The 23,736-nt window shown below is 46.6% G+C and carries 18 protein-coding genes; 7 read left to right on the forward strand and 11 right to left on the reverse strand.

Features of this window, described 5'->3' with window-relative positions:
- Nucleotide 1: 1 nt before the first annotated feature.
- The 4 genes from GC130_RS05610 to GC130_RS05625 all read left to right on the forward strand — a co-directional run bounded on the left by GC130_RS05610 (nt 2) and on the right by GC130_RS05625 (nt 5,081).
- A complete protein-coding gene (locus GC130_RS05610) occupies nt 2–1,390 on the forward strand; it encodes a sodium:solute symporter (protein WP_151997291.1) in 1,389 nt (462 codons plus the stop codon).
- Between the two features lie 100 nt (nt 1,391–1,490).
- A complete protein-coding gene (locus GC130_RS05615; protein ID WP_151997292.1) occupies nt 1,491–2,852 on the forward strand; it encodes a glycoside hydrolase family 88 protein in 1,362 nt (453 codons plus the stop codon).
- A gap of 5 nt (nt 2,853–2,857) precedes the next feature.
- Nucleotides 2,858–4,303, forward strand: coding sequence for an NADH:flavin oxidoreductase (locus GC130_RS05620; RefSeq protein WP_151997293.1), 1,446 nt, complete (start codon nt 2,858–2,860; stop codon nt 4,301–4,303).
- Nucleotide 4,304: 1 nt separating this feature from the next.
- Nucleotides 4,305–5,081, forward strand: a complete 777-nt coding sequence (locus GC130_RS05625) for a 3-ketoacyl-ACP reductase (RefSeq protein WP_151997294.1) — start codon at nt 4,305–4,307, stop codon at nt 5,079–5,081.
- 82 nt (nt 5,082–5,163) lie between these two features.
- On the opposite strand, the gene GC130_RS28545 is transcribed toward GC130_RS05625, so the two are convergent.
- Nucleotides 5,164–5,325 carry a hypothetical protein gene (locus GC130_RS28545; RefSeq protein WP_193217775.1) on the reverse strand — a complete coding sequence of 54 codons (162 nt, stop codon included), beginning with the start codon at nt 5,323–5,325 and terminating at the stop codon, nt 5,164–5,166.
- Complete coding sequence (locus GC130_RS05630; protein ID WP_151997295.1) at nt 5,315–5,776, reverse strand: PIN domain protein; 462 nt, start codon at nt 5,774–5,776, stop codon at nt 5,315–5,317. The genes GC130_RS28545 and GC130_RS05630 overlap by 11 nt, the downstream gene beginning before the upstream one ends.
- Before the next feature lie 198 nt (nt 5,777–5,974).
- On the opposite strand from GC130_RS05630, the gene GC130_RS05635 reads away from it, so the two are divergent.
- Complete coding sequence (locus GC130_RS05635) at nt 5,975–6,688, forward strand: DUF1080 domain-containing protein (RefSeq protein WP_151997296.1); 714 nt, start codon at nt 5,975–5,977, stop codon at nt 6,686–6,688.
- A 224-nt stretch (nt 6,689–6,912) separates the two neighbouring features.
- Here the strand turns inward: GC130_RS05635 and GC130_RS05640 are convergent, their stop codons facing one another.
- The 5 genes from GC130_RS05640 to GC130_RS05660 all read right to left on the reverse strand — a co-directional run bounded on the left by GC130_RS05640 (nt 6,913) and on the right by GC130_RS05660 (nt 14,407).
- Nucleotides 6,913–7,269: a hypothetical protein gene (locus GC130_RS05640; protein WP_151997297.1), complete on the reverse strand. Its 357-nt coding sequence runs from the start codon at nt 7,267–7,269 to the stop codon at nt 6,913–6,915.
- Between the two features lie 16 nt (nt 7,270–7,285).
- Nucleotides 7,286–8,458 carry a VCBS repeat-containing protein gene (locus GC130_RS05645; RefSeq protein ID WP_151997298.1) on the reverse strand — a complete coding sequence of 391 codons (1,173 nt, stop codon included), beginning with the start codon at nt 8,456–8,458 and terminating at the stop codon, nt 7,286–7,288.
- A 264-nt stretch (nt 8,459–8,722) separates the two neighbouring features.
- Nucleotides 8,723–11,830 (reverse strand): PVC-type heme-binding CxxCH protein, encoded by a 3,108-nt coding sequence (locus tag GC130_RS05650; protein WP_151997299.1) that lies wholly within the window; start codon nt 11,828–11,830, stop codon nt 8,723–8,725.
- A gap of 176 nt (nt 11,831–12,006) precedes the next feature.
- Nucleotides 12,007–12,756 (reverse strand): hypothetical protein, encoded by a 750-nt coding sequence (locus GC130_RS05655; RefSeq protein ID WP_151997300.1) that lies wholly within the window; start codon nt 12,754–12,756, stop codon nt 12,007–12,009.
- A 208-nt stretch (nt 12,757–12,964) separates the two neighbouring features.
- Nucleotides 12,965–14,407, reverse strand: a complete 1,443-nt coding sequence (locus GC130_RS05660; RefSeq protein WP_151997301.1) for an MBOAT family protein — start codon at nt 14,405–14,407, stop codon at nt 12,965–12,967.
- A 238-nt stretch (nt 14,408–14,645) separates the two neighbouring features.
- Between GC130_RS05660 and GC130_RS05665 the strand changes: the two genes are divergently transcribed.
- Nucleotides 14,646–14,897, forward strand: coding sequence for an acyl carrier protein (locus GC130_RS05665; protein ID WP_151997302.1), 252 nt, complete (start codon nt 14,646–14,648; stop codon nt 14,895–14,897).
- A complete protein-coding gene (locus GC130_RS05670) occupies nt 14,884–16,098 on the forward strand; it encodes a cytochrome P450 (RefSeq protein ID WP_151997303.1) in 1,215 nt (404 codons plus the stop codon). The genes GC130_RS05665 and GC130_RS05670 overlap by 14 nt, the downstream gene beginning before the upstream one ends.
- Nucleotides 16,099–16,182: 84 nt before the next feature.
- On the opposite strand, the gene GC130_RS05675 is transcribed toward GC130_RS05670, so the two are convergent.
- From GC130_RS05675 to GC130_RS05690, 4 genes are all read right to left on the reverse strand, one after another.
- Nucleotides 16,183–19,983, reverse strand: a complete 3,801-nt coding sequence (locus GC130_RS05675) for an Ig-like domain-containing protein (RefSeq protein ID WP_151997304.1) — start codon at nt 19,981–19,983, stop codon at nt 16,183–16,185.
- A 104-nt stretch (nt 19,984–20,087) separates the two neighbouring features.
- Nucleotides 20,088–21,830 carry a tetratricopeptide repeat protein gene (locus tag GC130_RS05680; protein ID WP_151997305.1) on the reverse strand — a complete coding sequence of 581 codons (1,743 nt, stop codon included), beginning with the start codon at nt 21,828–21,830 and terminating at the stop codon, nt 20,088–20,090.
- Nucleotides 21,831–21,884: 54 nt separating this feature from the next.
- The gene (locus GC130_RS05685; protein ID WP_151997306.1) at nt 21,885–23,417 is read right to left on the reverse strand and encodes a LuxR C-terminal-related transcriptional regulator; all 1,533 of its coding nucleotides are present in this window, start codon (nt 23,415–23,417) and stop codon (nt 21,885–21,887) included.
- 143 nt (nt 23,418–23,560) lie between these two features.
- Nucleotides 23,561–23,736 (reverse strand): transposase (locus GC130_RS05690; RefSeq protein ID WP_304599205.1); only part of this gene is annotated, 176 nt, incomplete at its 5' end.

Genomic DNA, 23,736 nt, shown 5'->3' on the forward strand with positions numbered 1-23,736 from the left:
TATGACCACCTGGCTGATTATTTTCTTCATCATCTTCATTGGCCTGCTGGTGCTGGCCTCTGTTAAATCCTATCAAAAAAATAGAACTTCGGACGAATTCATGCTGGCCGGGTCTGCCATAGGTGCCTTCCTGGGCTTCATGACCTTTGCTGCCGCATTGTTCAGCGCCTTCACATTCATGGGCATGCCCGACTTCTTCCGTAACCACGGGGTAGGTGCCTGGATCTTCCTGGCCTTTTCGGATGCACTGATGGTATTCTTTATCATCTGGTTTGGCTACAAGCTTCGTAAGCTGGCCAAAGCCAAGGGTTTTCAAGGGATAGCGGGTTTGCTAGTTAAGTGCTACCATTCTCCCTGGGCAGGCTACCTATTCTTCTTAACCGCCTTCTTGTTTCTTATTCCTTATGTCGCCATACAGATCAGGGGCATCTCCATCTTCCTCAACGCAGCTTTTCCTGATGCCATTCCCTCATGGGGCTGGTCGGCAGGCACGGTGGTGATTATGTTGATTTATGCAGAAATTGGCGGCCTCAAAGCCATTGTATACAGCGACGCCATCCAGGGCATTTTGCTGCTGGTCGTTATTTGGATCATTGGACTTGCCTGCCTCGAAATGTCGGGCGGACTTGGTCAGTTGATGGCGAATATTGGCACACAAAACCCAGACCTACTCACGCTACCTGGCCCAAAAGGCTTGTTCAGCACACAATTCCTGATCGGATCCGCCATCGCTATTGTGATGATTCCGGTGACACAGCCGCAACTCACTACCCGGCTAATCGTGATGAAGGACCTGAGTTCGGTGCATAAAATGACCTACGCCGTGGGGCTCTTCGCAATACTAGTGATTCTCCCCACTGCGTTCATCGGCTTGTATGGTGCGCTGAAATATCCAGATGTGTCTACGTCAGAGTTTCTATCCTCAGCGCTACTATTTGACCAGGCCAATCCGGTAGCTGCACTGGCCGTTGTCGGTCTTTTCGCAGCCTGCCTTTCTACCACTAATGCGCAGATTTTTGCCCTTGGCTCCGAACTCCGGTCGTTGCTTTCAGGCGAGGACAAAACAGTGATGCGGTATACGAAAATCTCGCTACTGGTATTCTCATTAGTAGTGCTCATTTTTTCCATTTACATGAGCGACCAACTGGTGTTGCTGGCCAGGTTGAGCTTTACAGGCACCTCGGTCATGGCACCGCTAGTGCTCGCTGCGGTTATCTTTGAAAACCCACCCAAAGTACTGATGATCACTTGCGGGCTGGCATTACTCAGTGTCATCTTGTCGATCGCTTCGGTGATACCTGCACAAATCGGCGGATTTAATTTTGACATCGTGCTGTACATGGTGCATGGCGGTTTGAGCGTCTTGATAATGGTATTACACAAAAAATAGGCAGGGTAAGGCAAGAAAGCTCACATGGCTTGACGTAGCCACTTTACTGATCTTTGAGAGAAGAGGTAATCCTCTTGCTTTTTAAACATATAGGAACGAAATGAAAATAGACAACCAACTGAAGGTTGAACACTTAGAAAAAAGCCTTAACCAATTTTGGGATTTGTCAGGTCAGAAAATCCTGGCGATTGAAAAACAATACGATGGCCAAGCCGGAACGCCTGTCTTTACCGTAGAAGGCAAATACACTACCCGTGGGTGGACAGAATGGACGCAGGGCTTCCAGTTTGGGTCGGCACTGTTGCAATATGATGCTACCGGAGAAAAGGAATTTCTGCAAATAGGCAGAAAAAATACGGTCGAAAAAATGGCACCCCACCTCACCCACAAAGGGGTTCACGACCATGGCTTTAACAATATCAGCACCTACGGCAATTTGCTAAGACTGATGCATGAAGGCAAAACTGAACACAACGAGTGGGAAAAGAATTTCTATGAGCTGGCCATCAAGGTAAGTGGTGCCGTGCAAGCTATGCGTTGGACAACTACAAAAAATGGCGGCTATATTTATTCTTTCAACGGCCCACATTCCTTGTTTGTCGACACCGTTCGTTCCTGCCGCATCCTGATGATGAGCCATGTAATGGGGCACTCACTGATGGGTGAAAACGACGAGAAAATCAGCCTGCTAAAGAGGACTGTGCGGCACCTGATCTCGACCGCCAACTATTCGGTGTTTTACGGAGAAGGCCGTGACCTGTATGATCTTTGGGGACGCACGGCCCATGAAAGCATTTTCAATACCAACGACGGTAACTTTCGCAGCGTGAGCACACAGCAAGGCTACACCGGCATGAGCACCTGGACTCGAGGACTGGCCTGGGCTATGTGCGGTTTTCCAGAGGAGCTTGAGTTCTTCGAAAAAGTACCTGAGTCGGCACTGGAAGGAGTTATATCTAAAAAGGATTTGATGGCTTTGATGCTGAAGGCGGCCAAGGCTACCTGCGATTTCTATATTGAAAATTCATGTACAGATGGCATCCCTTACTGGGATACAGGAGCTCCTGGCCTGGTACACATGGGCGACTATTTATCACAACCTTCCGATCCTTTTAATGCCCACGAGCCGGTAGACAGCTCTGCAGCCGCCATTGGCGCACAAGGGCTTCTGAGGCTTGGCAAGTACCTGAACGAACCAAAATATACGCAAGCGGGGCTAACGGCCGCAAAGGCGCTTTTCAGTGAGCCTTATCTTTCGACTGACCCAGCACACCAAGGGTTGACTCTACATTCTGTTTACCACCGCCCTAATGATTGGGATCATGTGCCTGCGGGACAAAAGGTACCTTGTGGCGAGTCGAGCATGTGGGGGGATTATCATGCCAGGGAATTGGCCCTGTACCTGACCAAACAGCTGAAAGGTGAAGAATATTATACGTTTTTTAATGGATTAATGGCTTAAGATCAATGGCTACGAAAAGCAGACCGGTATTTAAAAGAGTAGCGCAGCTCAAAACTGCGGAAGACCTTACCAGCTACCTGGGAGAAATTGGGGCAGACATTCCATTTGATGCTGAATTGGCCACTACCAATTCTCCATACGGTCAACCCTATTCGCTGAATTCGGGCAGAACCGTCGGCAACCGCTTTTGCATCCTGCCCATGGAAGGCTGGGATGGAACCACGGACGGAAGGCCTTCGGAGCATACCAAAAGACGCTGGCATCATTTCGCCATCAGTGGAGCTAAACTGCTATGGGGCTGTGAGGCGGTGGCTGTGCACCCAGAAGGCAGGGCCAATCCCAATCAGCTGATGATCAACGAGGATACCTTTCCAGAATTCGTCAGCCTTTACGAGTCGTTGGTCAAAGATCATCAGGAGCAATTTAGCAGCGCCGACGATCTGGTTATCGGCCTCCAGCTGACCCACTCTGGCAGGTTTTGCAAACCGTTCGACAAGAAAAAACTACAGCCAAAGATACTCTACGCCCACCCTGTCCTGAACAAGAAATTTGGACTTGGCGACGACTATCCGGTAATGAGCGACGAGGACATCGATAGCCTCATTGAAGATTTTATCCGGGCGGCTGTGCTGGCACAAAAGGCGGGCTTCCATTTCGTAGACATTAAACATTGTCATGGCTATTTAGGTCATGAGTTTCTGAGTGCCATTGACAGGGGAGGTAAATACGGCGGTTCCTTCGAAAACAGGACCCGCTTTCTTACCTCGATCGTAGAAGGTATTAGAAAGGAAGCTCCCGGGTTAGAAATTGGCGTGAGATTGAGCGCAATTGATTTGTTGCCGTTTACACAAGCCGAAGACAAAGTAGGTGAGCCTTACGAAGTAACAGGCCACTATAACTATGCTTTCGGTGGTGAAAAAACGGGCCTTAGCTACGACCTGACCGAAACAAAAAAGTTTCTGCATTTGCTGGAGGAGCTCGACATCGAACTGCTTTGCATCACTGCTGGCAGCCCTTATTACAATCCGCACGTAACCAGGCCTGCTCTTTTCCCTCCTTCCGACGGCTACCTGCCACCAGAGGATCCACTTGTAGGTGTTGCCCGTCACCTGGAAGTAGTGGCGGCACTCAAAAAGGATTTTCCTAATCTCGCTATTGTTGGGTCAGGGTATTCCTACCTGCAGGAGTGGCTACCCAACGTAGGGCAAGCCGTACTGAAGAATGGTGACGTGGATTTTGTGGGCATTGGCCGGATGGTGATCTCCTACCCAGAAATGCCGGCAGATATATTGTCAGGCGAAGGGATGAAAAGGGCGAAAATTTGCCGTACTTTCTCCGACTGCACCACAGGCCCACGCAACGGCATGATCTCAGGATGCTTCCCGCTTGACCCTTACTATAAGCAGATGGAAGAAGCCAAGCTGATCAAAGAAATCAAGAAAGAGCTCTGATATGTCGGATAGAAAAGTAGCGCTGATTACCGGAGGAACACGAGGAATTGGCTTCGGTATTGCGAAGTCCCTTGCAACGGCGGGCTATGACCTGGCCCTGAACGGCATGCGGCCGGCAGAGGACATCAAAGAAGTGATTGGTGTGCTGGAAAAGCTGGGAGCGAAAGTGGCTTATGTGCAAGGCAACCTGGGCGTGAAGGAAGACAGGGAAAAAATGGTATTTCAGACCCTGGCTCATTTTAAAAGGCTGAATTTGCTGGTGAACAATGCTGGAGTGGCTCCCAGGGTTCGCAAAGATGTGCTGGAGATTGATGAGGACGACTACGACTACATGCTCGACATCAACCTCAAAGGCACTTTTTTTCTTTCTCAGCTGGTAGCTAACCAAATGCTGAAAGAGAAAGCATCAGTGCCCGAGTTTGAAGGAAGCATCATTACCATCTCCTCCATTTCGGCAGAAGTGGCGTCCATTAACCGTGGAGAATACTGTATGGCCAAGGCGGGGCTGGGCATGATGACCAAACTGCTAGCGACCAGACTAGGGGAAGCTGGCATTCCTGTGTATGAAGTACGCCCTGGCGTGATCGAAACCGACATGATCAGTAAAGTGAAAGGCAAGTACGAAGACCTGATAGCCAATGGCCTTACTGTGGAAAAGAGGCTGGGCCAGCCGGAAGACATCGGGAAGATTGTGGCGTCCTTGGCCACAGGTGGTATTCCTTACGCTACCGGTCAAGTGATTGTGGCAGATGGTGGGTTGACGTTGAGGAGGCTGTAAGTTGAAGGTCTGTCGGGGGACAGGCCATGGGGTCGAGTCAATGACTTGTCAATACCATACCAAGATTGTCACAGAATTGGCGTCACTTAGCAGAGCGCTTCTTATTTTCATCTGCACTTTGCATATAGTACTTTTTCAGTTGGTCAAAGTTCATGCCCTCCGTTTCTTTGTCAATTTTATCTCGAATCTCACGCATCATTGTGACGGCGTCGAATTTTTTTTCAGTTACTTCCTTAGTTTTCATAATTCACGATCTCTCTCGGTGTTCTGATTTCAATTGTTCGGTAACCATTCTGAAGGTTAATCCCATTATATAAATGAATCTTATTAAGGTTAACTATGTGTTTGAAATTCCAGCTCGTCAGAATCTCAATTTGGTTTACCGTGGCTGTTGCAATATGGCGGCAGTCCGCCAGGCTTTTTATGCCGACGATTCCATTATTTACGTAACTCCTCGCCAATTCCTCCGTCTTTTGATCTAACTCAACATAAAGCTTATGCTCTTCAGAGACCCCATCCAAAAACGAGCCAATCTTGGCAGGTGCAAATTTAAGCTCTTTTGTCAGCAGCTCAGATATAACAATTTTGAATTCCCCTTTCTTCACCGCATCAAAGAAAATTTTTGTCCAGAACTCGAATTCTTCATCAAAATACCCCCCAACAACTGAAGTGTCGATATACACCTTTCTAACCATTCATTAAAGTTCGTCAAACGTTCACGTCTTTGCAAGCAGCACATTACCCTGTAATCATAGCTGATGGAGTATTGACATTGAGGAGATTATGAAGATTGTAACCACCAAAGCCAGTAAAAACTTCAAACAGGTGCTTTTTGCAGAAAAAGTCGCAAAAAACTCGCTCACTATTGATACCTTGATAAAAATTCAAATTCAATGAACAGATTATTCCCTCTTCTTTTTGCCACTATTCTAATGGTAGCGTGCTCTGAAACCAAAAAAGCAGAACAAAAAGAAGTCTCAGAAAATGACTGGGTAGTACTGTTTGATGGAACATCTACTGATTCGTTGAGAGGATATGGAATAGATGTATTTCCAGAGGGTGTCTGGCTGGTTGAAAACGGCATGTTGGTCACCAATCCAGACACTGCCAACAGGGATTTGCTGACCAAGGGCCGTTACAGAAACTTTGAGCTTGAATACGAATGGGCGGTGGACACTGCAGCCAATTCAGGCGTATTTTTTCATATGCAGGAGAACCTAACCATGGAAGCTGGCAATGGCAATAGCCCCAACTGGCTGGACAACTTTGAAATTCAGGTATTGGACGACATCTATTTCAACGATACCGCAGCGGTAAGATCGGCTGGGTCGCTTTACGACCTGATCAAGCCCACAAATAAAAAACTTAAGCCAATCGGTGATTTCAATCAAGCTAAACTCATCCACAACAACGGCCATGTGGAGCATTGGCTCAACGGTGTCAAAGTGTTGGAGTTTGAAATCGGGAGCCTTGAAATGACAAAGCTGCTAGCTGACAGCAAATTCTCAAGCAACCCAGATTATCATTCTGACAAAGAAGGCCATATCATGTTCCAGCATCATGGACAAAGGGTGTATTATAAGAATATTAGGGTGAAGAGGCTTTAGCTTAAGAGTCGGACTTGCTGAGAGATGGTCTGTCAGGGGACAGGCCAAGGGGATTGGAGGAAGTAGAATTTAGGCCCTTTTGGGTTCCTTGCAATTTTCAAACTACTCTCTCAATTGTGTGAAGTTCTGCTCATTACAAACCAAGGGTGAGGGTGAGAAGGCTTTAGGGGATAAGCCTTCAGAAACAGGCTCTGAAGTAATTGAAGCTGTAACTATATGAGAGATTAATTGAGGCACCCTTTCAAAAGAAACTTGTGATTTCCGAGCTCACGGAACTCTTGTCCAACTGGCTTATTCAAACAAATATTGACTGTGTCATCAATTACTTGCAACTCAAAATCGGAGTTCTGTGAAGTGGCATCGTTAAGAAACAACTCTGAAATATCCATCGTGTCCGCTTTTTCAACCAACTTGAACTCATAACGATAATTATCAATCCCTGTTTTATACAGTAAACAAATAACCTTTTTATCTCCCACTTCGCCGACATCGATCGCCTCCTGAAATTCATTTTGATAGAGCATATTGCAACTTGCGAACACCATCAAAAGACACGATACTGCTATAGCCTTGACTTTCATAACTGATTCCGCCGAATCACCTCCCCTGCTCAAATACAAAAATCCCTTTCTTGTTGGCAATCACCACATCAGTCAGGCCGTCTTTATTGATGTCTTCCGCTACTACATTGAGGCCTACGCCTGAGTCATTATCGATTTCGTGAGCGATCCACTTGGGTTCTTTGCCTTGCACGTATTCAAACCAGTAGAGGTAGGCAGGCTCCAAAGCACCCGTGCCCTGGCGCATGTGGGCGTAGTAGCGCTTGCCAGTGACAAAATCTTTTTTGCCATCGCCGTTGATGTCGGTAAAGGCCACGGCATGGGTTTCTGACATTTCGTCGGTGATGAGGTGGCGGGTGAACTTCTGGTTACTACCGTCTCCTTCGTTTTCATACCACCAGATGCCTCTCTCGTGGGCCGAAGCAGAGAAAACATCCAGATGTCCGTCTTGCGTAAAGTCGTAAGTATACATGTGGGAGCATGGCTCGCCAAGGTTGGATGGATGCCAGAACCAGGCAGGCTGTGTCACATCACTCGGCGCTTCCCACCAACCCTCTCTGATCACCACGTCTTTGCGACCGTCGCCGTTCACGTCGGCATGGCCAAGACCATGGGAGAAGTTTTCAGAACCGGGAGTGCCGGGCAAACTAATAGTGTGTTTCTTCCAGGTGACATCACCTTTTTTGCTGGGCGATTTCAGCCAGATCATTTGCTTGTTGGTCACATCGCCGCACAGGATGTCCTTTCGGCCGTCGCCATCCACATCATAAAACCCGGGTGATTCGTTGCCCACAGTTTCGTGGATCATGTATTCTTTCCAGTAGCCTTCCTTACCCTGAGGGTTCTCATGCCAGTACACCGCCTTGCCCGGGAAATCGACCCGAATGAAATCAATCCATCCGTCCTGGTTCACGTCGAGGGAGAAATTGAGCATGGAGTTGCTCCATTCTTTTTCAGCTACGTAGAGTTTGGGTTCGTAGATTTCATGTCTTGTCCAGTTAGGAGCTTCGAACCAGAAGGGGCCTGCCATGACGTCGGTGAGGCCGTCGTTGTTGACGTCGCCGACGGCTACTCCTTCGGAGACGAACTTATCGAAGAGGATGGTTTTTTTGAAGGGGATGTCATCGGCGACGATATGGTTTTTCATGAGTTGGGCGTAGCATTGTATTGAAAAGAATACGATGACTACAGAAGTGGCAATTTTCTTCATACTGTGAACAATTTTCATCTAAATAACCATCGCCCTCAAGCCGGGCAGGCTCCTACTTTTTAAAAGCGGTTCCCCGCCGGGACAAAAAGTAGGCAAAAGTCTTTGAAGAATTAAACGCTCAAGCCTTTGCCCTCAACAGCCCGCCAATTCTTCGGCCACCCTCCTGAATGGGCGCATCTACAATTGAAAATTCTTTACACAATAGTTGATCTATCTCGTGACTTAACCGAGGTCTGTCCCCTGACAGGCCTCGACACAATTGTCTTACTTCTGTGTAAGCAAATAGCCCAGCAAAGCATCAAAATCAGTTTCGCTGATGGACTCACCGAAGGCGTCGGGCATCAGGGTGTATTGGGACGCTTTTTTCTCCTTGATATCGGTTTTGCTTAGCGTAAATTCCTGGCCGGCGGCATTAGCATACACTTCCAGCTCGCCTTCATCCCGTCTGAACAAGCCGCTCACCACTTTGCCGTCATTCAAGGTAACTGTGTACGTTTTGAATGCCTGCGAAATGTTCCTGTTCGGATCCAGAATCTTTTCTGCCAATGCTCTCCTGCCCCAGTTTCCAATGCCATCGAGCTGCGGCCCGATCACGCCGCCATCGTTGTTGATTTGATGGCAAACATTGCAGTTATTCATAAACACAGCCTTACCCAGCTCCACGTCAGGCTTAGGATCAAACCTGGCCAATCTGGCATCAATCAGTTTTTGCCTTTCCTCCAGCACAGACTCCAAACCTGTTGTTAGTGCATCATATTCTTTTTTCTGCGTAGAAGTCAGCTTTGATAGTAGCTGCTCGTTCACTCTTCTGTCCATGAGTATCCGGGGCGGGATGAAGCCATCCTTCGCTGCTTTCAGTAAGCTGGCTAGGCCTTCGGCTGAGTTCACAAACACCGAAGCGATGGCTACCTGCAATCCGCTGGGCGCATCTTTCAGCGATTTATTCAGCAACGGCGTTACACCGGCATAAGATGATGTGCCAATTGTTCTGGCCAGCTCTTCCCGGAAGGCAGGCTCTTCCTCAGCGCTAATTAATTTGGCTTCTACCATATTAATATTGCCTTTGCCGTTAATGTCCAGCAATGCTTTGGCTGCAGCCGCCCTGGGTTTGCTTTTGGCCCACGAAGCATTCAGCAGGTCACGGAGACCTTGTTCATAGCTTGTCAGTTTATTTTGGCTGGCAATGTTCGCCGCAAATTCCTGACGCTGAGAAATCTCCTCAAAGTACTCATACTCCTCATCAGCATGTGCTGACGGCTGGTCAGCCACCAGCTGAGGTTTTGTCTCCAGATTTTTCAGGAAGTCACCAGCAAAGCTTGTAGCCCAATTGGTCATTTGTTTGGCATTGGCAGAACCTCCTCGCTGACCGATACCAGTTTGGATCGTGTTGTACAGCGTATATTGACCGGCCGCATTGCCATTGAATTTCTCTTTGATAAAATCAATCGCCGAAGTAAGCTGTGCTTCCGGAACGAAACGTCCTACGTGCTGTAAGTACACCACCATGCGGTCGTGTGGGGCATTGTACTTCTTTATGTTGTCGTAGATGAAACCAGAGGCGATGGCAGAAGGCACGTCGGTCATGGCGTCCATCAGGACTTTTGTTTCCGCTTCGTTCCAGGTTTGGCCTACGGCACCAGCAAGGATATCGGCATTTTTGAGATGATCACGGAGAGCTATCATCAAAGTGTATCGAAGGTGGGTGTCTTGCGTCGGCACCGCCAATGCCGCTGTCACAAGTGGTTTGATGCTGGCAGCATCATGATGCCTCACGAAAACACCAGCCGCCGCTCTCTGCGTGTGAGGATCGCTATGTTTTAACCCATCCAGCGCCAGAGATCTCGTCTCATCATTCAACGATTCATATTCTGTCAGGAGACGATAGGCGTGCACCCTGACCTCCTGATCGCTTTCTGTAGCAGCACTTTTTAACTCTGTGTCCGACAGAGCTTCAAGCGTCTTTAGCGCCCACATGGCATGCACTTTCTGCTTGGAAGAAGCTTTACCATCCGCCAAAAGTGCTTTTAGCGGCTGCGCCGCCTCATCAGCCTTGTAGTCTACCAGTCGGTTCGACGCCATCATCCGTTGCGAAAAAGTACTCTGGCCAAGACCTTTGATCAGCTCGTCGAGGCTTGCATTTGACCAATCCACCCGATCGGTTGTCTCCCCTTTGTAAGTAATTCTCCAGATACGACCGCTCTTCCTGTCCCGACCAGGGTGATCTAACGGTACCTCGTAGTGCCCAATGATGCGGTTATAGAAGTCTGCGATATAAAGAGCACCATCAGGGCCAATTTTCACATCCACCGGGCGGAACCAAGGGTCTTCGCTCACCAAAAAATCTTTTTGAAGCGTTGCTACTGGCGTCGACCCAATATAAGTAATCGTATTGCGACTCACCCTGCAGGCCACCACATCGCCGGAGTAAAAGCTGTTTCTGTATTCTTCGGGAAAAGCCTCTCCGTTGTAGTAGTCTAGTCCGGAAAGGGCAGTGGAACCAATCTGGTAATTCATCATCTGCGGTCCAAAGCCGAGGCCCGGTGGCTTTTTCCCAAAGTGTGGATAATCACCCTGGCTGATGATCTGGAAAATGGGCATGGTGTGGCAGTCGGCAGAGTAGACGTAGCCAAGATCGTCCACAGCAAACCCAAAAGGGTTGACCCGGCCGAAAGTAGTCTGCTCCACCCGGCTGCCATCGATACGAAAGCGGAAAGTATTGCCAGACGTCATGCTTATTGAATCGTGGTCAGCGCCAGATACTTTTGAAGCATTTCGAAAACCATGCGAGGAGTGGATCCAGCCGTCATGTGCACGAAGGAAATTATTGATCATGCCATGGGTATCGACATGATCAAATGGGCCTACAAGTACTCTCTTCTCGTCATACTTATCATCTCCGTCTTTGTCTTCGAAATAGTAGATATTAGGAATACTATAAGCAATAGCGCCGCCTTTTACCGGCATAATGCCAATAGGAATATTGAGATCACTGGCGAAATCAGTGAATTTATCTGCCTTCCCATCGCCGTTGGTATCTTCAAGAATAGTGATCTTATCCTGCCCAGAACCTGTAGAAGCCTCATTAGGATATTCGATGGAATGCGTAACCCACAGCCTGCCCCTGTCGTCAAACTCCATGTTGATAGGTTTGGTGATATCGGGTTCAGAAGCATAGAGATTGATTTCAAACCCGGGAGGCAGGTGAAAGCCCTTCATTTCTTCCTCAGCGGTTTGGAAATCAGTCACCCGAATGTGGTCCTTAAAAAGCTCTGGGTCAATGAAGGAGTCGGGATCGTAAGGCTCTTCTTTTTTATTTTCCCGACAGGACGAGACAAAAAGAAAACAAAGGAATAGTAGTAGGTAGGCTCTCATAAAACATTGAGTACATTAAGTCTGGTTTAATTTACACCCTCCTTACCCATCCGCACGGAATCAGGTATAAGTTATTTTAATTAGTTGGAATCTCAAGGGGGTTTTTTGTGAGGCGGTTGGAAGAGAAGAAACCAAGGCAGCCAAGCTGTCCCAATTTTAACCTTAACGGGTATTGGCTAATTGTCCCGCTTTTTAGTATCCGGCCATTTAGAGAGGTGCTCATTCAGCTTTTCTCCCAGGATTTGAGAGAAAATAACAGCTCCCTCATTGTTAAGGTGAAAATAGTTTTTCCTTTTAGTACTGTCCATTACCAATTCGGCAAACTCTGCTGAATAAACATTCAATCTATACTCCTCAGGAAGCTCATAGAAAGTCTCATATATAAAAGTCGCCTCGTCTTCATCTTTGATTAATGGCGGTAGAATATAAATAATTCTAATTCCGTTGGCATTTGCCTTGTCGATTGTTTCTTCCAAATGGTATTTACTTTGCAACTTCCGCTGCGGATAATTCCCCGAATGCACATCTAATGTCAACCTGGAGTTTATAAGATTTGGCAGTTTCTCCTCGTCCCTCAGGTTATCGGGGTATGGTAAGTATCCGTTTTGTCGTAGACCTTTATGTGAATGATATCTGCCTGCAAAATTGACTATATTCAGGCGAGTACTCAGCATCCCTTTCAAGCTTGTTGCCATCTGCTGAGATAAGAATACAATATCAGAAAATGAATTTTCCGCGGTATTCGAGCTCATAAACTCAAACCAAGGGCCCATATTTCCAAAGTCCGGGCCTGGGCCCGTCAGCTCCACCAGCAAATAATCGACTCCTCTCTCTGTCACAATCTGATTTGAAATAACATTGATATAAGGAAAAGTAAGGCTTTGAAATCCAAGGTTTAAAGATTTCAAATGATGGCGGGCTGTCATGGAGTCGACTATAGAAGGGTCAACACCTCTCTCAACTCTGCTTGAGCCCAGAATGACGGTGTTAAAGCTCTCGTTTGTACTCAGTAATGTCCTTTTTCCATTGAGTGCCGATTGCCGGTCCTCCAAAGGGAACAAGGTACTTATGACTAGCCGTATCACAACCAGAAGTAGCACAAACAGAAGTGCTTTTAGAAAGACCTTTTTCACTCTAAAATTTAAAATAGTAAAATTCGTTGCTGGCAATCCCAAAATTCAGTATTGCCTCAACAAGCACAATATATATCGTCCATCGAAGTAGAAAAGACTTTTTGGCAATCCATTCACTAAAATCATTCAGCTTCATGGTCACATTAATAATGTCCATTAAAACAAATACTATCACACAAAAGCCAATTTCCTGAACCTCTTTTAGCGTGAGAGGATTTTTTCCGAAACTACCCCAGTCCAAACTATGTCCCAATATTATAGCACCAGCCTCCCACGATTCGGATTTAAACCACATTGCCGTAAAGGAAGTAGTCAGAAAAATAAAAGCTATACAGAAGAAGTTGAATACTCTAGGAAACCGCAGCAATCCAAATTTATCAAATTGTTTAAATCGCCATTTGTAGGTGAGGCGTTCAGTTGCTATCCATACGCCGTTCAGCGTTCCCCAAATTACGAAGCCCCAATTTGCTCCGTGCCACAACCCGGTGATAAAAAATACGAATAGCAGACTTAGGTAAAAGCGAACCTGCGTTCTTCCCTTTCCCAAAACGGCAAAGAAAAGGTAATCCCGAAACCAGTCACTAAGCGTAATATGCCACCCCTTCCAAAAATTTGCTTTAGAGTTGGCGAAATACACTCGATTGTCAAAGTTCTTCGAAAGCTTAACTCCAAAAAGCCTGGCCGAGCCAATTGCCATGTCGCTATATCCAGAGAAGTCGCAAAAAATCTGAACGGTAAAAAGACAGGAGCCGATCATAAGCGGCAACCCTTTGTACGTTTCAGGGCTCCCATAAACCAAATCCACCAGCCCCCCGATCCGGTCTCCAACTACCATTTTTTTAAATAGCCCCCAAAGGATAAGCCGTGCGCCAGCGGTGACGTTCTCAGAGCTTAAAAGACTTAGGTTATTCAATTGTGGCAAAAGATTCTTAGATCTTTCGATTGGGCCCGCTAAAATCTGTGGGAAAAACAATACGTAGAGAGAAAACACTCCTAAATTTCGCTCCGGCTTTCTGAAGCCTTTGTAAACATCAATTGTGTGGCTGAGGGTTTGAAAGGTATAAAAGCTTATACCTATGGGAAAAGGAAGTGAATTTTTGGGAATCAAAATTGCTATGTTCAATGCACTGAATACAGTATTTATATTCTCAGCAAAGAAATTGTGGTATTTGAAAAAGAAAAGGAGGCCAATGTTGGAAACTATGCTTGACCAAAATAAGGCTTTTCTTTGCCACTGTAGCTTTGAGTTGTAGATCGCAAGCCCACAGATGTAGTCTACTAGAATTGATAGGCCGACTACAATAAGAAAGAATGAATTCCAGGTCGTGTAAAAGTATACGCTTGAGGCTAAAAGCAGTATCCACCTCCAGGATTTTGGAGTAAAGTAATAAAACACAAGTAACAGAATCAGAAAGACCCCGTAGCCGCTACTATTAAAAAGCATTCAATACAAGTAACATCAACAACAGTAACTTAAATTTTCCCCTTTGCGAAAAGCAAGTTTTGGCAAATATTTCTACGCTTGAGGGGTAAATTAACAGGATTTTAGTTTCGCTTTTATTGAATCTCCATAAATACTTATAAATTGAAATATTCTATGACGACTTGCGTCATGAAACGCTCAATAATTCCTCAGTTACAATTTTTACTATTGACCTTACACCTATTCATGACTTCCTAGTATGACGAGCCAATCTGAAATAGCTGATTTCATCAAAAAACTAATTGCGAAGGAAATTGGAAAAGAAGTCACCACGATTGATGATGCTGTGGCATTTAATGATCTGGGGCTGGATTCGGTGAATTCAATTTTCTTACTGGGAGATGTTGAGGAGCATTATAAAATCGACATTGACCCTTTGAGTCTCTACAACAACCCAACTGTTTCTTCCTTTACCGAGCACGTTTACAAATTGATAAATGGACGTAACTAAGCTTTGGCAACCATCGAATCCGGGGTTTATTACTAACCCCTTTCCAGTATATTCCAAAATATTGGCGCATGCCCCTGTATTCCAATCACCCACTGGGGACTTCGTAGTAATGAGCTATGATGGCGTGAAGCATGTGCTTTTTGCTAAAAATTTTCGGACAGGAGCCAGAGCGGAATGGATTTATAAAATGACTCAATATGCCACGGGCAGAAACATAGACTTTGGCTCGATTCGGCAGGCAGTGGAAGGAATGCCTATACAACAAAACCCGCCAATACATAGTCTTATTCGATCCGTTTTGGCTAAAAACTGGCCCTCAAAATCTTTTCTTTCGACAAAGTCTTCCGAGATTTGTGATCAAATCCTGGCAGATATGCCACCATCATTTGACCTGGTCTCTTTTATTGCCAAGAAGCTACCGGTATGGATGGTTTGCGATGTCCTGGGCATGCCGCGAAATTTAGGAGAAGAACTTCAGTCTGATGGCTTCAAGCTGGTTCAACTCCTTGATCCCTATTTGACTTTTAAAGATTTAAAAAATATCCAGTTAGCCTCAACAAACCTTCGGGCATCTTTTGATCTTTACTACAGCAGCCTTGATAAGGAGTCGACCGGATTGGCAGCTGCTGTCAAAAAAGCTGCAGAAGACAACCCTGAATTTAATGCTGATCCCGTATCGCTCATTATTTTTCTTTTCATTGCTGCCTTTGAAACAACCTCCAGCCTGATAAGCATTTGCCTGCAAACATTAATTGAAGACAAAGAACTACTACCCAAACTTGATGACGACGCCAGCATTGAGCACTTTGTCCGGGAGATATTAAGGTTATACTCACCTGTGCAGATAACAGGCAGGTCAAACCCCGAGCCTATAGTCCTATCTGGGGTTGAAATTCCCGCTAATAGCACCATCACTCTTTGCCTTGGGTCTGCCAATCGTGACCCCGGTCATTTTGAAAACCCAGACCAGCTAATTATCGACAGAAAGGTAAACGATCACCTTTCATTTGGCTATGGTATGCATCATTGCCTGGGAAGCCAAATGGCAGTGGTTGAAGCTGCATCTGTAGTGAAAGCTTTCCTACCCAAATTAGGTCACACCAGCATTGTTGGCACACCAGTTTGGGAGAACAGGCTAATGATCAGGAGGCTGCTTTCCATGGAATTGATGGTTACCAATATGGCAACTGCCTCTTCTTAGCAGAAGACAAAAGTGGTCTTGGGATTGTTTTCCGAGAAATGTCGCTCGCAAATCTCCCGTGGTAGCAATCTCTCTGATTCTCACCTACTCTTTCCTCACCTTGACTCTTTTCAGCAGTCTCCCCTCCTCGTCTGTCACGACGAGAAGGTAGAGGCCGCTTACTTGTCGTTGTAGATTGAGTAAATGCTGTTGCCCATAGAACCGATCCCTCAGTATCTCATACCCCTTCAAATCAAAAAGCCTTATCATTCCTGCGTTCAATCCGGTGTTCCCCAGGTCAACTGTTACGTAGTCCGCCACAGGATTCGGGTATATTTTAACTCCGTCGGCGAGGAGAGTTTCTGCCACAGCCATAACTGGATCATTGAGGATCAGGACGGCTTCGGCTTCCCCTTCGTAATTTGTACTTGTGACAACCACCATTACCTGATAGGAACCGGCTTGCACCGGAACGTCCACGTCACCATTGTAGGTAATTTCATATGGCAGGTTGGCAGGATCTGTTGTAACTGTCACTTCTTTCGGCTTATTGTCGGTCTCCTGCTCAAGACCTGTGATTAAGATGGCGGCCCTGGCCTTATTCACTGTCAGGCTACCGTCTTTGAGCGTTATCTCGTAGTTTTCTGCTTTGCCTCCACTTAATGTTATTGAGTAAATACCAGTGTCACTATCTGGGGTGGCTTCGGTAGATGCAGTTGGTGGCTCCACAACGGACTCATCTTCGCTTAAGACGAATCCATCGTAATGCAACAAAAAAACAGGATTCTCCTCTCCGTATACTCTTTCCTCATCATTTGCCTGAATTGTCAACGGCGCCTTCTCCACAGTCAAATCAGCTGAGCTCAGCTCAATTAGGTATTCATCGTCACTACCGCCCTCAAGCTCAATTTGGTAGGTGTTCGGCACAGACCCCTGCGCCGCCTCCGTATAAACTGAAGGAGCTTCATCCAGTACTGCTTCGGTGTCTTCACCAACAAACCCCTCGTAATGAATGTCGATCGGAGGCACCATATCTCCGTAGCGAATCGAAACCGGCTCTATGCTGGCTTTCAGTCTTTTCTTTATAGCTATTGTAACTTCAGTCGAGGCTGAATTCCCTGATTTATCGGTAACCGTAAAGACTACACTATTTTTCCCGAGATCAGCGACTGTAAATCTTGTTTTGTCAACGCCTATTGAGGATATACCGCAATCGTCCGAAGAACCAGCATCCAGGTCGGCCACTGTCACCACCAGTTCCACTTCGTCACCAAAGACAAGCTCAATATCCCGGGCGACTGCAACCGGAGGATTCGACTCTGTGACACTGACGGCGACCGAACCAACAGACTCATTTCCTGCTTCATCTGTGACCGTTACGTCCACTTCATTTTCACCCACATCGGCACATGTAAACTCAGTTTTGCCAAGCACGATCGTAACAGCCCCCATGTTATCCGACGATCCGTCGTCAACATCCAGCACTGTAAGTATGGCCGAGCCTTCATCCAGCACAAGACTTGCCTCTTTCAGCATGAGAGTGGGTGCCACGTTATCATAAACCACAGTGACTACCTCAGCCAAAGGCGCATTTTCGTTTCCCGCACGATCTGTTGCTATAGCTGACGATACAGAAAAAGTTACCTCGCCTGCATCTTGTGGCCTTGCCGTTACCGTGAATATCTGATTGTCGGCACTGGCGATCGCCGTAATTTCGGCATTCACAGCAACGACATCTGTGAGTTCAAAGTCAACTACCTCCTCACTAAACTCGATTGTGAGCTCAAAGTCTCCATTTACCATAACGGGGGCCTCGGCCGATAATTCGGGGCCTGTAAAGTCAAAGTTGATGCTGTAACTCTGTGAATCATTTTCATTGCCGGCCTGGTCGCTGGCAACTCCCGCAGGAATGGATACAGATACCTCACCTTCATTATCTGGAGTCAGCAGAAACCGGTAAGCGCTCTCGGAAAGTGCCTGCAAATCGCTTGCGAATCCATTGGAAACCGCAAGGTCAGAAACATCAAAACCGGTCACGTCTTCAGAGAAAACGACATCAACCAACTCATGCTCGGCTCCCGATATGGTATTAGCTGAAGAGAACTCCGCCGATGGGGGAGTGGCATCATAGGTAGACTTCCAAATCGCTTCCAAATTCCCATTGCCTGCGTCATCTGTCCCTCCATTTTCCGGAACCGTGACTGTCAGCTCGCCTTCCTCTATGGCTTTGAGTTCCAGGTTATAACTTCTTTCGTCAACAACTGAGAAGGCGATGACCTGACCATTGGTAACAAGCAGATCATTGATACCAAAAAGTGATACAGGCTCCGAAAATATAATATTAAAAGAAAAATCAGCATCGTTTGTGACAATGTTGTTGTTGCTGAAGGTGACCTCAGGTGGCGTGCTGTCGTAGTAGGCGGTCGTGGAAACCATTACTACGTTGGATGTGCCATCCCTGTCTTCCACTGCACCTGCCGGCAAGGTTAGTGTGACCGCTCCTTCATTCTCAGGAGTGATGCTTACTGTGTAATCCACTTCCTGCAGGTCGTAAAAATACACCCAACCATTTAGCCCGGTCAACACCCTTCCTTTGTGGTCAATGGTAAGCCCCTGCGCTCCACTAAACATATTGGTTGCAATTACCCGGCGGTAGTTTCCCTCTTTGTCGAAAACCTGCACACGACTGTAACTATCTCCCACCAACACTTCACCAGCGTCGTTAATGGCGATCGTTTTTGGACTAAACAACTGCCCCTGCCCCGACCCGTAGGTGCCAAACTTGCGAACAAAGTTGCCGTCATCGTCGAATACGTGAACCTTGTGAGTAGCTAAATCGGCCAGGTACAAGTTGTTGTCGCTATCCAAAGCCATATGCCGAACTGACGACAGCTGACCATCGCCAGTACCTTTGCTACCAAATTTCCGAATGAAATTTCCTGCATTGTCGAATACCTGAATCCGATAGTTACCGAGATCATTGACGTAGATATTGCCATCGCTGTCAAGGGCTAGATCCCAGGGAGCACTTAGCTTTCCATCACCAGATCCATTGCTACCAAATTTTCTGATAAAAGTACCTCCATCGTCAAATACCTGGATCCGTGAATTATACTTGTCGGCCACATAAATATTGCCATCTGAATCAGTTGAAACCCCAAAGGGCTGCTGAAATTGTCCATCGCCGCTTCCCTGGCTTCCAAAATTAAACAATGCCTGACCAGCCCGGTTGAATACCCAGACCCGATGTCCGGATGCCTCGGCAATGAGTATGCGTTTATTAGCCCGATCAAAATGGATATCGGTGACAGCAGACACATGGGTGGGAACCCTTCCCAGAACGGACTCGGTAGCCACTGCAGTTAAAGTGACGTCGGCTACTGTACCGTTTGTTACCGTGAAATCTGTGGTTAAAAGTTCGCTGAGAGGTTCACTGAAATCCATTTCAAGAGAAAAAGGGTTATCATTCGTATCCAAAATGGTGGAAAACAAATATGGCACTGGCGGAGCGTTGTACTCTGTGTTGAACAGGACATTGGCCTTGAGTTGATTCCCGGCAAAGTCGCTTGCACTAAAAAACGGAATGGTGATGCTGACTAATCCCTGCGTCAATGCAGTAACATCAAAGGTGAATGTCTGGTTGTCTGAGGTCTGCAGGTTGCTAGCCGTGCAATTGGTGAGGTCGAGACCAGAAAGGCCGAAATATACCTCTTCGGAAAAGAAGGCAGTTACTTCAAAAGTTTGATTGGTAGTAGGAACCGGCTCGGACGTACTAAGCGTCCCAATCGGCTTAACAGTATCCTGATAGAAAGCGTAGCAGCTATTGTTGAACAAAGTAAAAAGAAAAAGGGCTAGCCAGTATTTGGCCAACAGTGGACGCAAGAATAAAATGGCTGATGTTTTCATGTCTGGTTTTTTTCAGACAAATACCCGCCATTCACATCAAATAGTAAAAAAAAGCACCTTTACAAAACCTTAACAAAATAGTTAATTACATGATTTTCAATAGATTACGATACGCCCATTAGGAAGCTACTCAGGTTTTCATCTTGCTCAAGGCCGAGTTTTTTTCGTATTCTCGACCTCTGCACTTCCACCGAAGCCACGCCCACATTTTGCAGCCCGGCGATTTCTTTGGACGTAAGGCCCAGTTTCAGATAGGCGCAAATACGCATATCGGTATTGGTGAGGGAAGGCGCCATTTCTGCCAGCTTTTCAAAAAAGTGGTGATGAATTTTTTCAAACCGCAGTCTGAATTCATCCCACTGTTTTGCGAGATCCCGACCATTCTCAATATCCAGGCTGATTTTTTTTAGCTTGCTATTCGCCTCGTCAAGGTTCTTTACAGGCCTCGAAAGCTCTTTCACTTCATGCAGCAAGTTATTCTTTTGCGCTATAGTGATGGCATAGGTAAGAAGCTCCTGCTCCTTGAGATACACTTCGCTTTGGGCTTTCGCCAGCTGTAGCTCAGCCAACTCCTTCTCCTTTTTTCTAGCTTGCATGCTGAGCCGCTGTCGGCTGATGACCAGACCACCGATGGCAACAGCCAGTACCGAAAAAGCGACCAAGCCGTTGCGGGTGAGTGACGCCACCTCCTGCTCCAGCCGCAGCTGTCTGATCTGTTGCTCCTTTTGCTCAGTCTCATATTTTTCCTTCATGTCAAGTATCTGCTCCGACTGGCGTTCATTAAAAAGGCTATCCTTCACCTGGCTGTGTTTCTGCGTGATGTACAATGCATTTTCAAAATCATCGAGCATAGCATAGATATCCGCCAGGCGTTCGTAGCCATATAGCAGGCGCTCGTCAGAATCGATTTGGCGGGCAAGCTCCACGAGGCTCTTAGCATACTCCAGGCTCTTATAAAAATCGGCGGTATTTCCGGTCTGTTGCCCAAGCCTGTCGTAGTAGGCAGCCAGCCCCTGATAGTTGTAGCTAAGCTCATAGAGATCGCCAAGCTCTTCATTCAGGCTTTTTGCCGAGGTATAATAATCGTAGGCTGCCTGTAGCTTACCCTGGTCGAGGTTCATCGTGCCCCTGGCTTGCATGATATTGGCCTCCATGCCCCTGTCGCCTTCCTGACGGGCGATATGCTGAGCCCTTGACAAATAGTACTCAGCAGAGTCGTACATTTTCAGTTCCACATAACTGCCTCCGATGTTGCCCAGGGCAAACATAGCCCCGACGGGCTGGCCGACATCTTCAGCAAGTTGTATCACTTTTTGATAATGCCTGATGCCTTCAGCTGGCAGGTTTTGATGGTCGTAGACGATGGCCATATTGTTGTAAAGCTTGATCAGGAAGCTGGGGTCGTCACCCACAATCTCCTCCGCTTTTAAATACGTCTCCAATGCTATCTGATAATCGCCTCTCGATTCGTGAATAAGGCCGATCCGGTTGAAGCAGTTGGCCATGCCAAGCGAGTCGGCCAGTGAGGCATAGAGGTCAAGGGAGCGGCTCTGAAGTCTTTCAGCCCCAGCAAACCGCCCTTTCCTCCATAGCAGCACTCCGTAATCGGAGAGCCAGAAAGCAAGTGCGCCATCATCGCCTCCTGCTTCCAGCAAGGCCATTACCTCATCGTATTTTTCTTCAGCCTCCTGGAAATGGCTGTCATGAATTGCGGCGCTGAGTTGGGTGAGGGCTTCTCTATCTACCTGCCCGGCAACACCCACCACCGAGAGGAGGCTATCGTAGGGCGAGCCTGAAACTGCAGAAACAACAAGAAGCAACCCTGCCACAAGCGTTGCACGAATCATAGTGTTTGAAAGGTTGTTTCGCCATTGAAACTAAGGAATTATTGGTAAAAATGCCTATTTCCTCGAAGCAATAAACTTCACCACTTCCGCCCGGTTGTTCACACCCAGCTTATCATACAGGTTTTTAAGATGGCTCTTCACCGTGTTGATCGACAAATAAAGCTCATCGGCAATCTCCTGATTGGTCTTTTGGGTGAAAATCATCTTCAGCACTTCATATTCCCGCTCAGAAATTGGGTTGGACACTCGCCCGTTGAGTTCTTCGAGCGACAAACTAAAATCTCCTTCGTATTTCCCCAGCATTTCATTGAGCCGTATCCGGTATTCATTGAGTTGCCCTTCCAGAATCTCATGTCTTAATTGTGCCTTCTGGCGTTGGCTATAGATCACCAACACAAGAATTATTATTGACAGCACAGAAGCGCCAACTAAAAAAGCCTGCACTTGCTGCTTACGTGACAATTCACTTTCTGTCAATTCTTGCTGTGCCGTTAGCAGCGCTATCTCCTTTTGCTGCTCTGCTTTCTCATATTTCGATTCTATTTCCTCAATTTGAGCCACCGTTTCCAGCTTAAACAAAGAATCTTTCAACGACAAGTATTCTTCATGCACCGACAATGCCAATGCTGTCTCGTTTGACTTCTTCAAAAGGGAATAGTAAAATTTAATTGCTTCGATATGTTTGGGTAACAACCCATACGTTTTAGCTGCCTCAATGCCCTGCTCGGCATACCTAATACCTGTTTTGAGCTGCCCCTGCTGCTCTGAAACTTCCGCCAGATTGGAAAAACAACTCACGTACACCTCGTACTCCTGAACTGCCCAGGCAACATCCCTGGCACTCAGATAATACTTCTTTGCCAGCTCCCAATCCTTCTGCTGGTGGTAAATCGATGCAATATTTTTATAAGCGTATGCCAGGTACGAAGAATCCCCATTCTCCAGAATTATTTCCAGTACTTTTAAATTATGATCCATCGACTGGTCAAGATTTCCCAGCGCACTATGGGCAAAAGCAAGCACAAGGTGCCCCATAAAATACCGGTCTGTTAAATTATATTCTTGAATGACCTGAAAGCTTGCCTGTGCATATTCAAGCGATTTCGAATACTGCTCCAGTTCGTTGTATATTCCTCCTATATTCCCTAGAAGCCGTGATTTAAGAGAAGCGCCGTCCACTGTGGGCAAATCACCCACTTCTTCTAAACCTGCATTGTAGTACTTCATCGCATCGTCGGTGGCACTCAGGGTGAGGGACGTATTACCCAGGCTATTATAAATCTCTCCTTTGAGCAACTTATACGGCTTGGAGTCAACCAACTGTAGTGCCTCATTCAAATGATAAAGTGCAGTATCGTTTGAATACGCCTGAGCGTAGGCGTTTCCCAGTTTTTGAAGGTAAGCTACTTTGATAGAGTCATTGGAAATGGTTTGCAGACCTTCTGCGGACAATAGAAAGGTTATCCTCTCTCTCGAATTCTGAACTTTGTCTGCTTGCTTAAGTTGGGCTATCGACTGACTATTCTGAGCAGAAACGGTAGCGGCGATCAGCAGACAAATTCCCAGCCAACAAAATCTAAGAGCCATTTATTGAATGATATAATTTCCCGACAAATAGCTGGAAATAACTATTGTTCTGGTTAATAGGTCATAGTTCAGCGATATTTAATAAAAAGAAAACCGGCTTCATCAGATGAAGCCGGTTTTTCACTAGTAACCTGAGTTCGATTTTAAAAAGCGGCTAATTGGCTTGTTTTGACGGGTTGATATTTGATTGCAGGCTTTTTGGGGAAGAAGGAGTAGGCAATCAATCCTGAAATAAGGTTGGTGATGAAGTTTTCGAAAGACCTATGTCTGGAATGTTCGACTTGACAGATGTTCTTGAGTTCATCGTTTACAGTTTCTA

The organism is Imperialibacter sp. EC-SDR9 (genome assembly GCF_902498805.1).
Classification (GTDB): domain Bacteria; phylum Bacteroidota; class Bacteroidia; order Cytophagales; family Cyclobacteriaceae; genus Imperialibacter.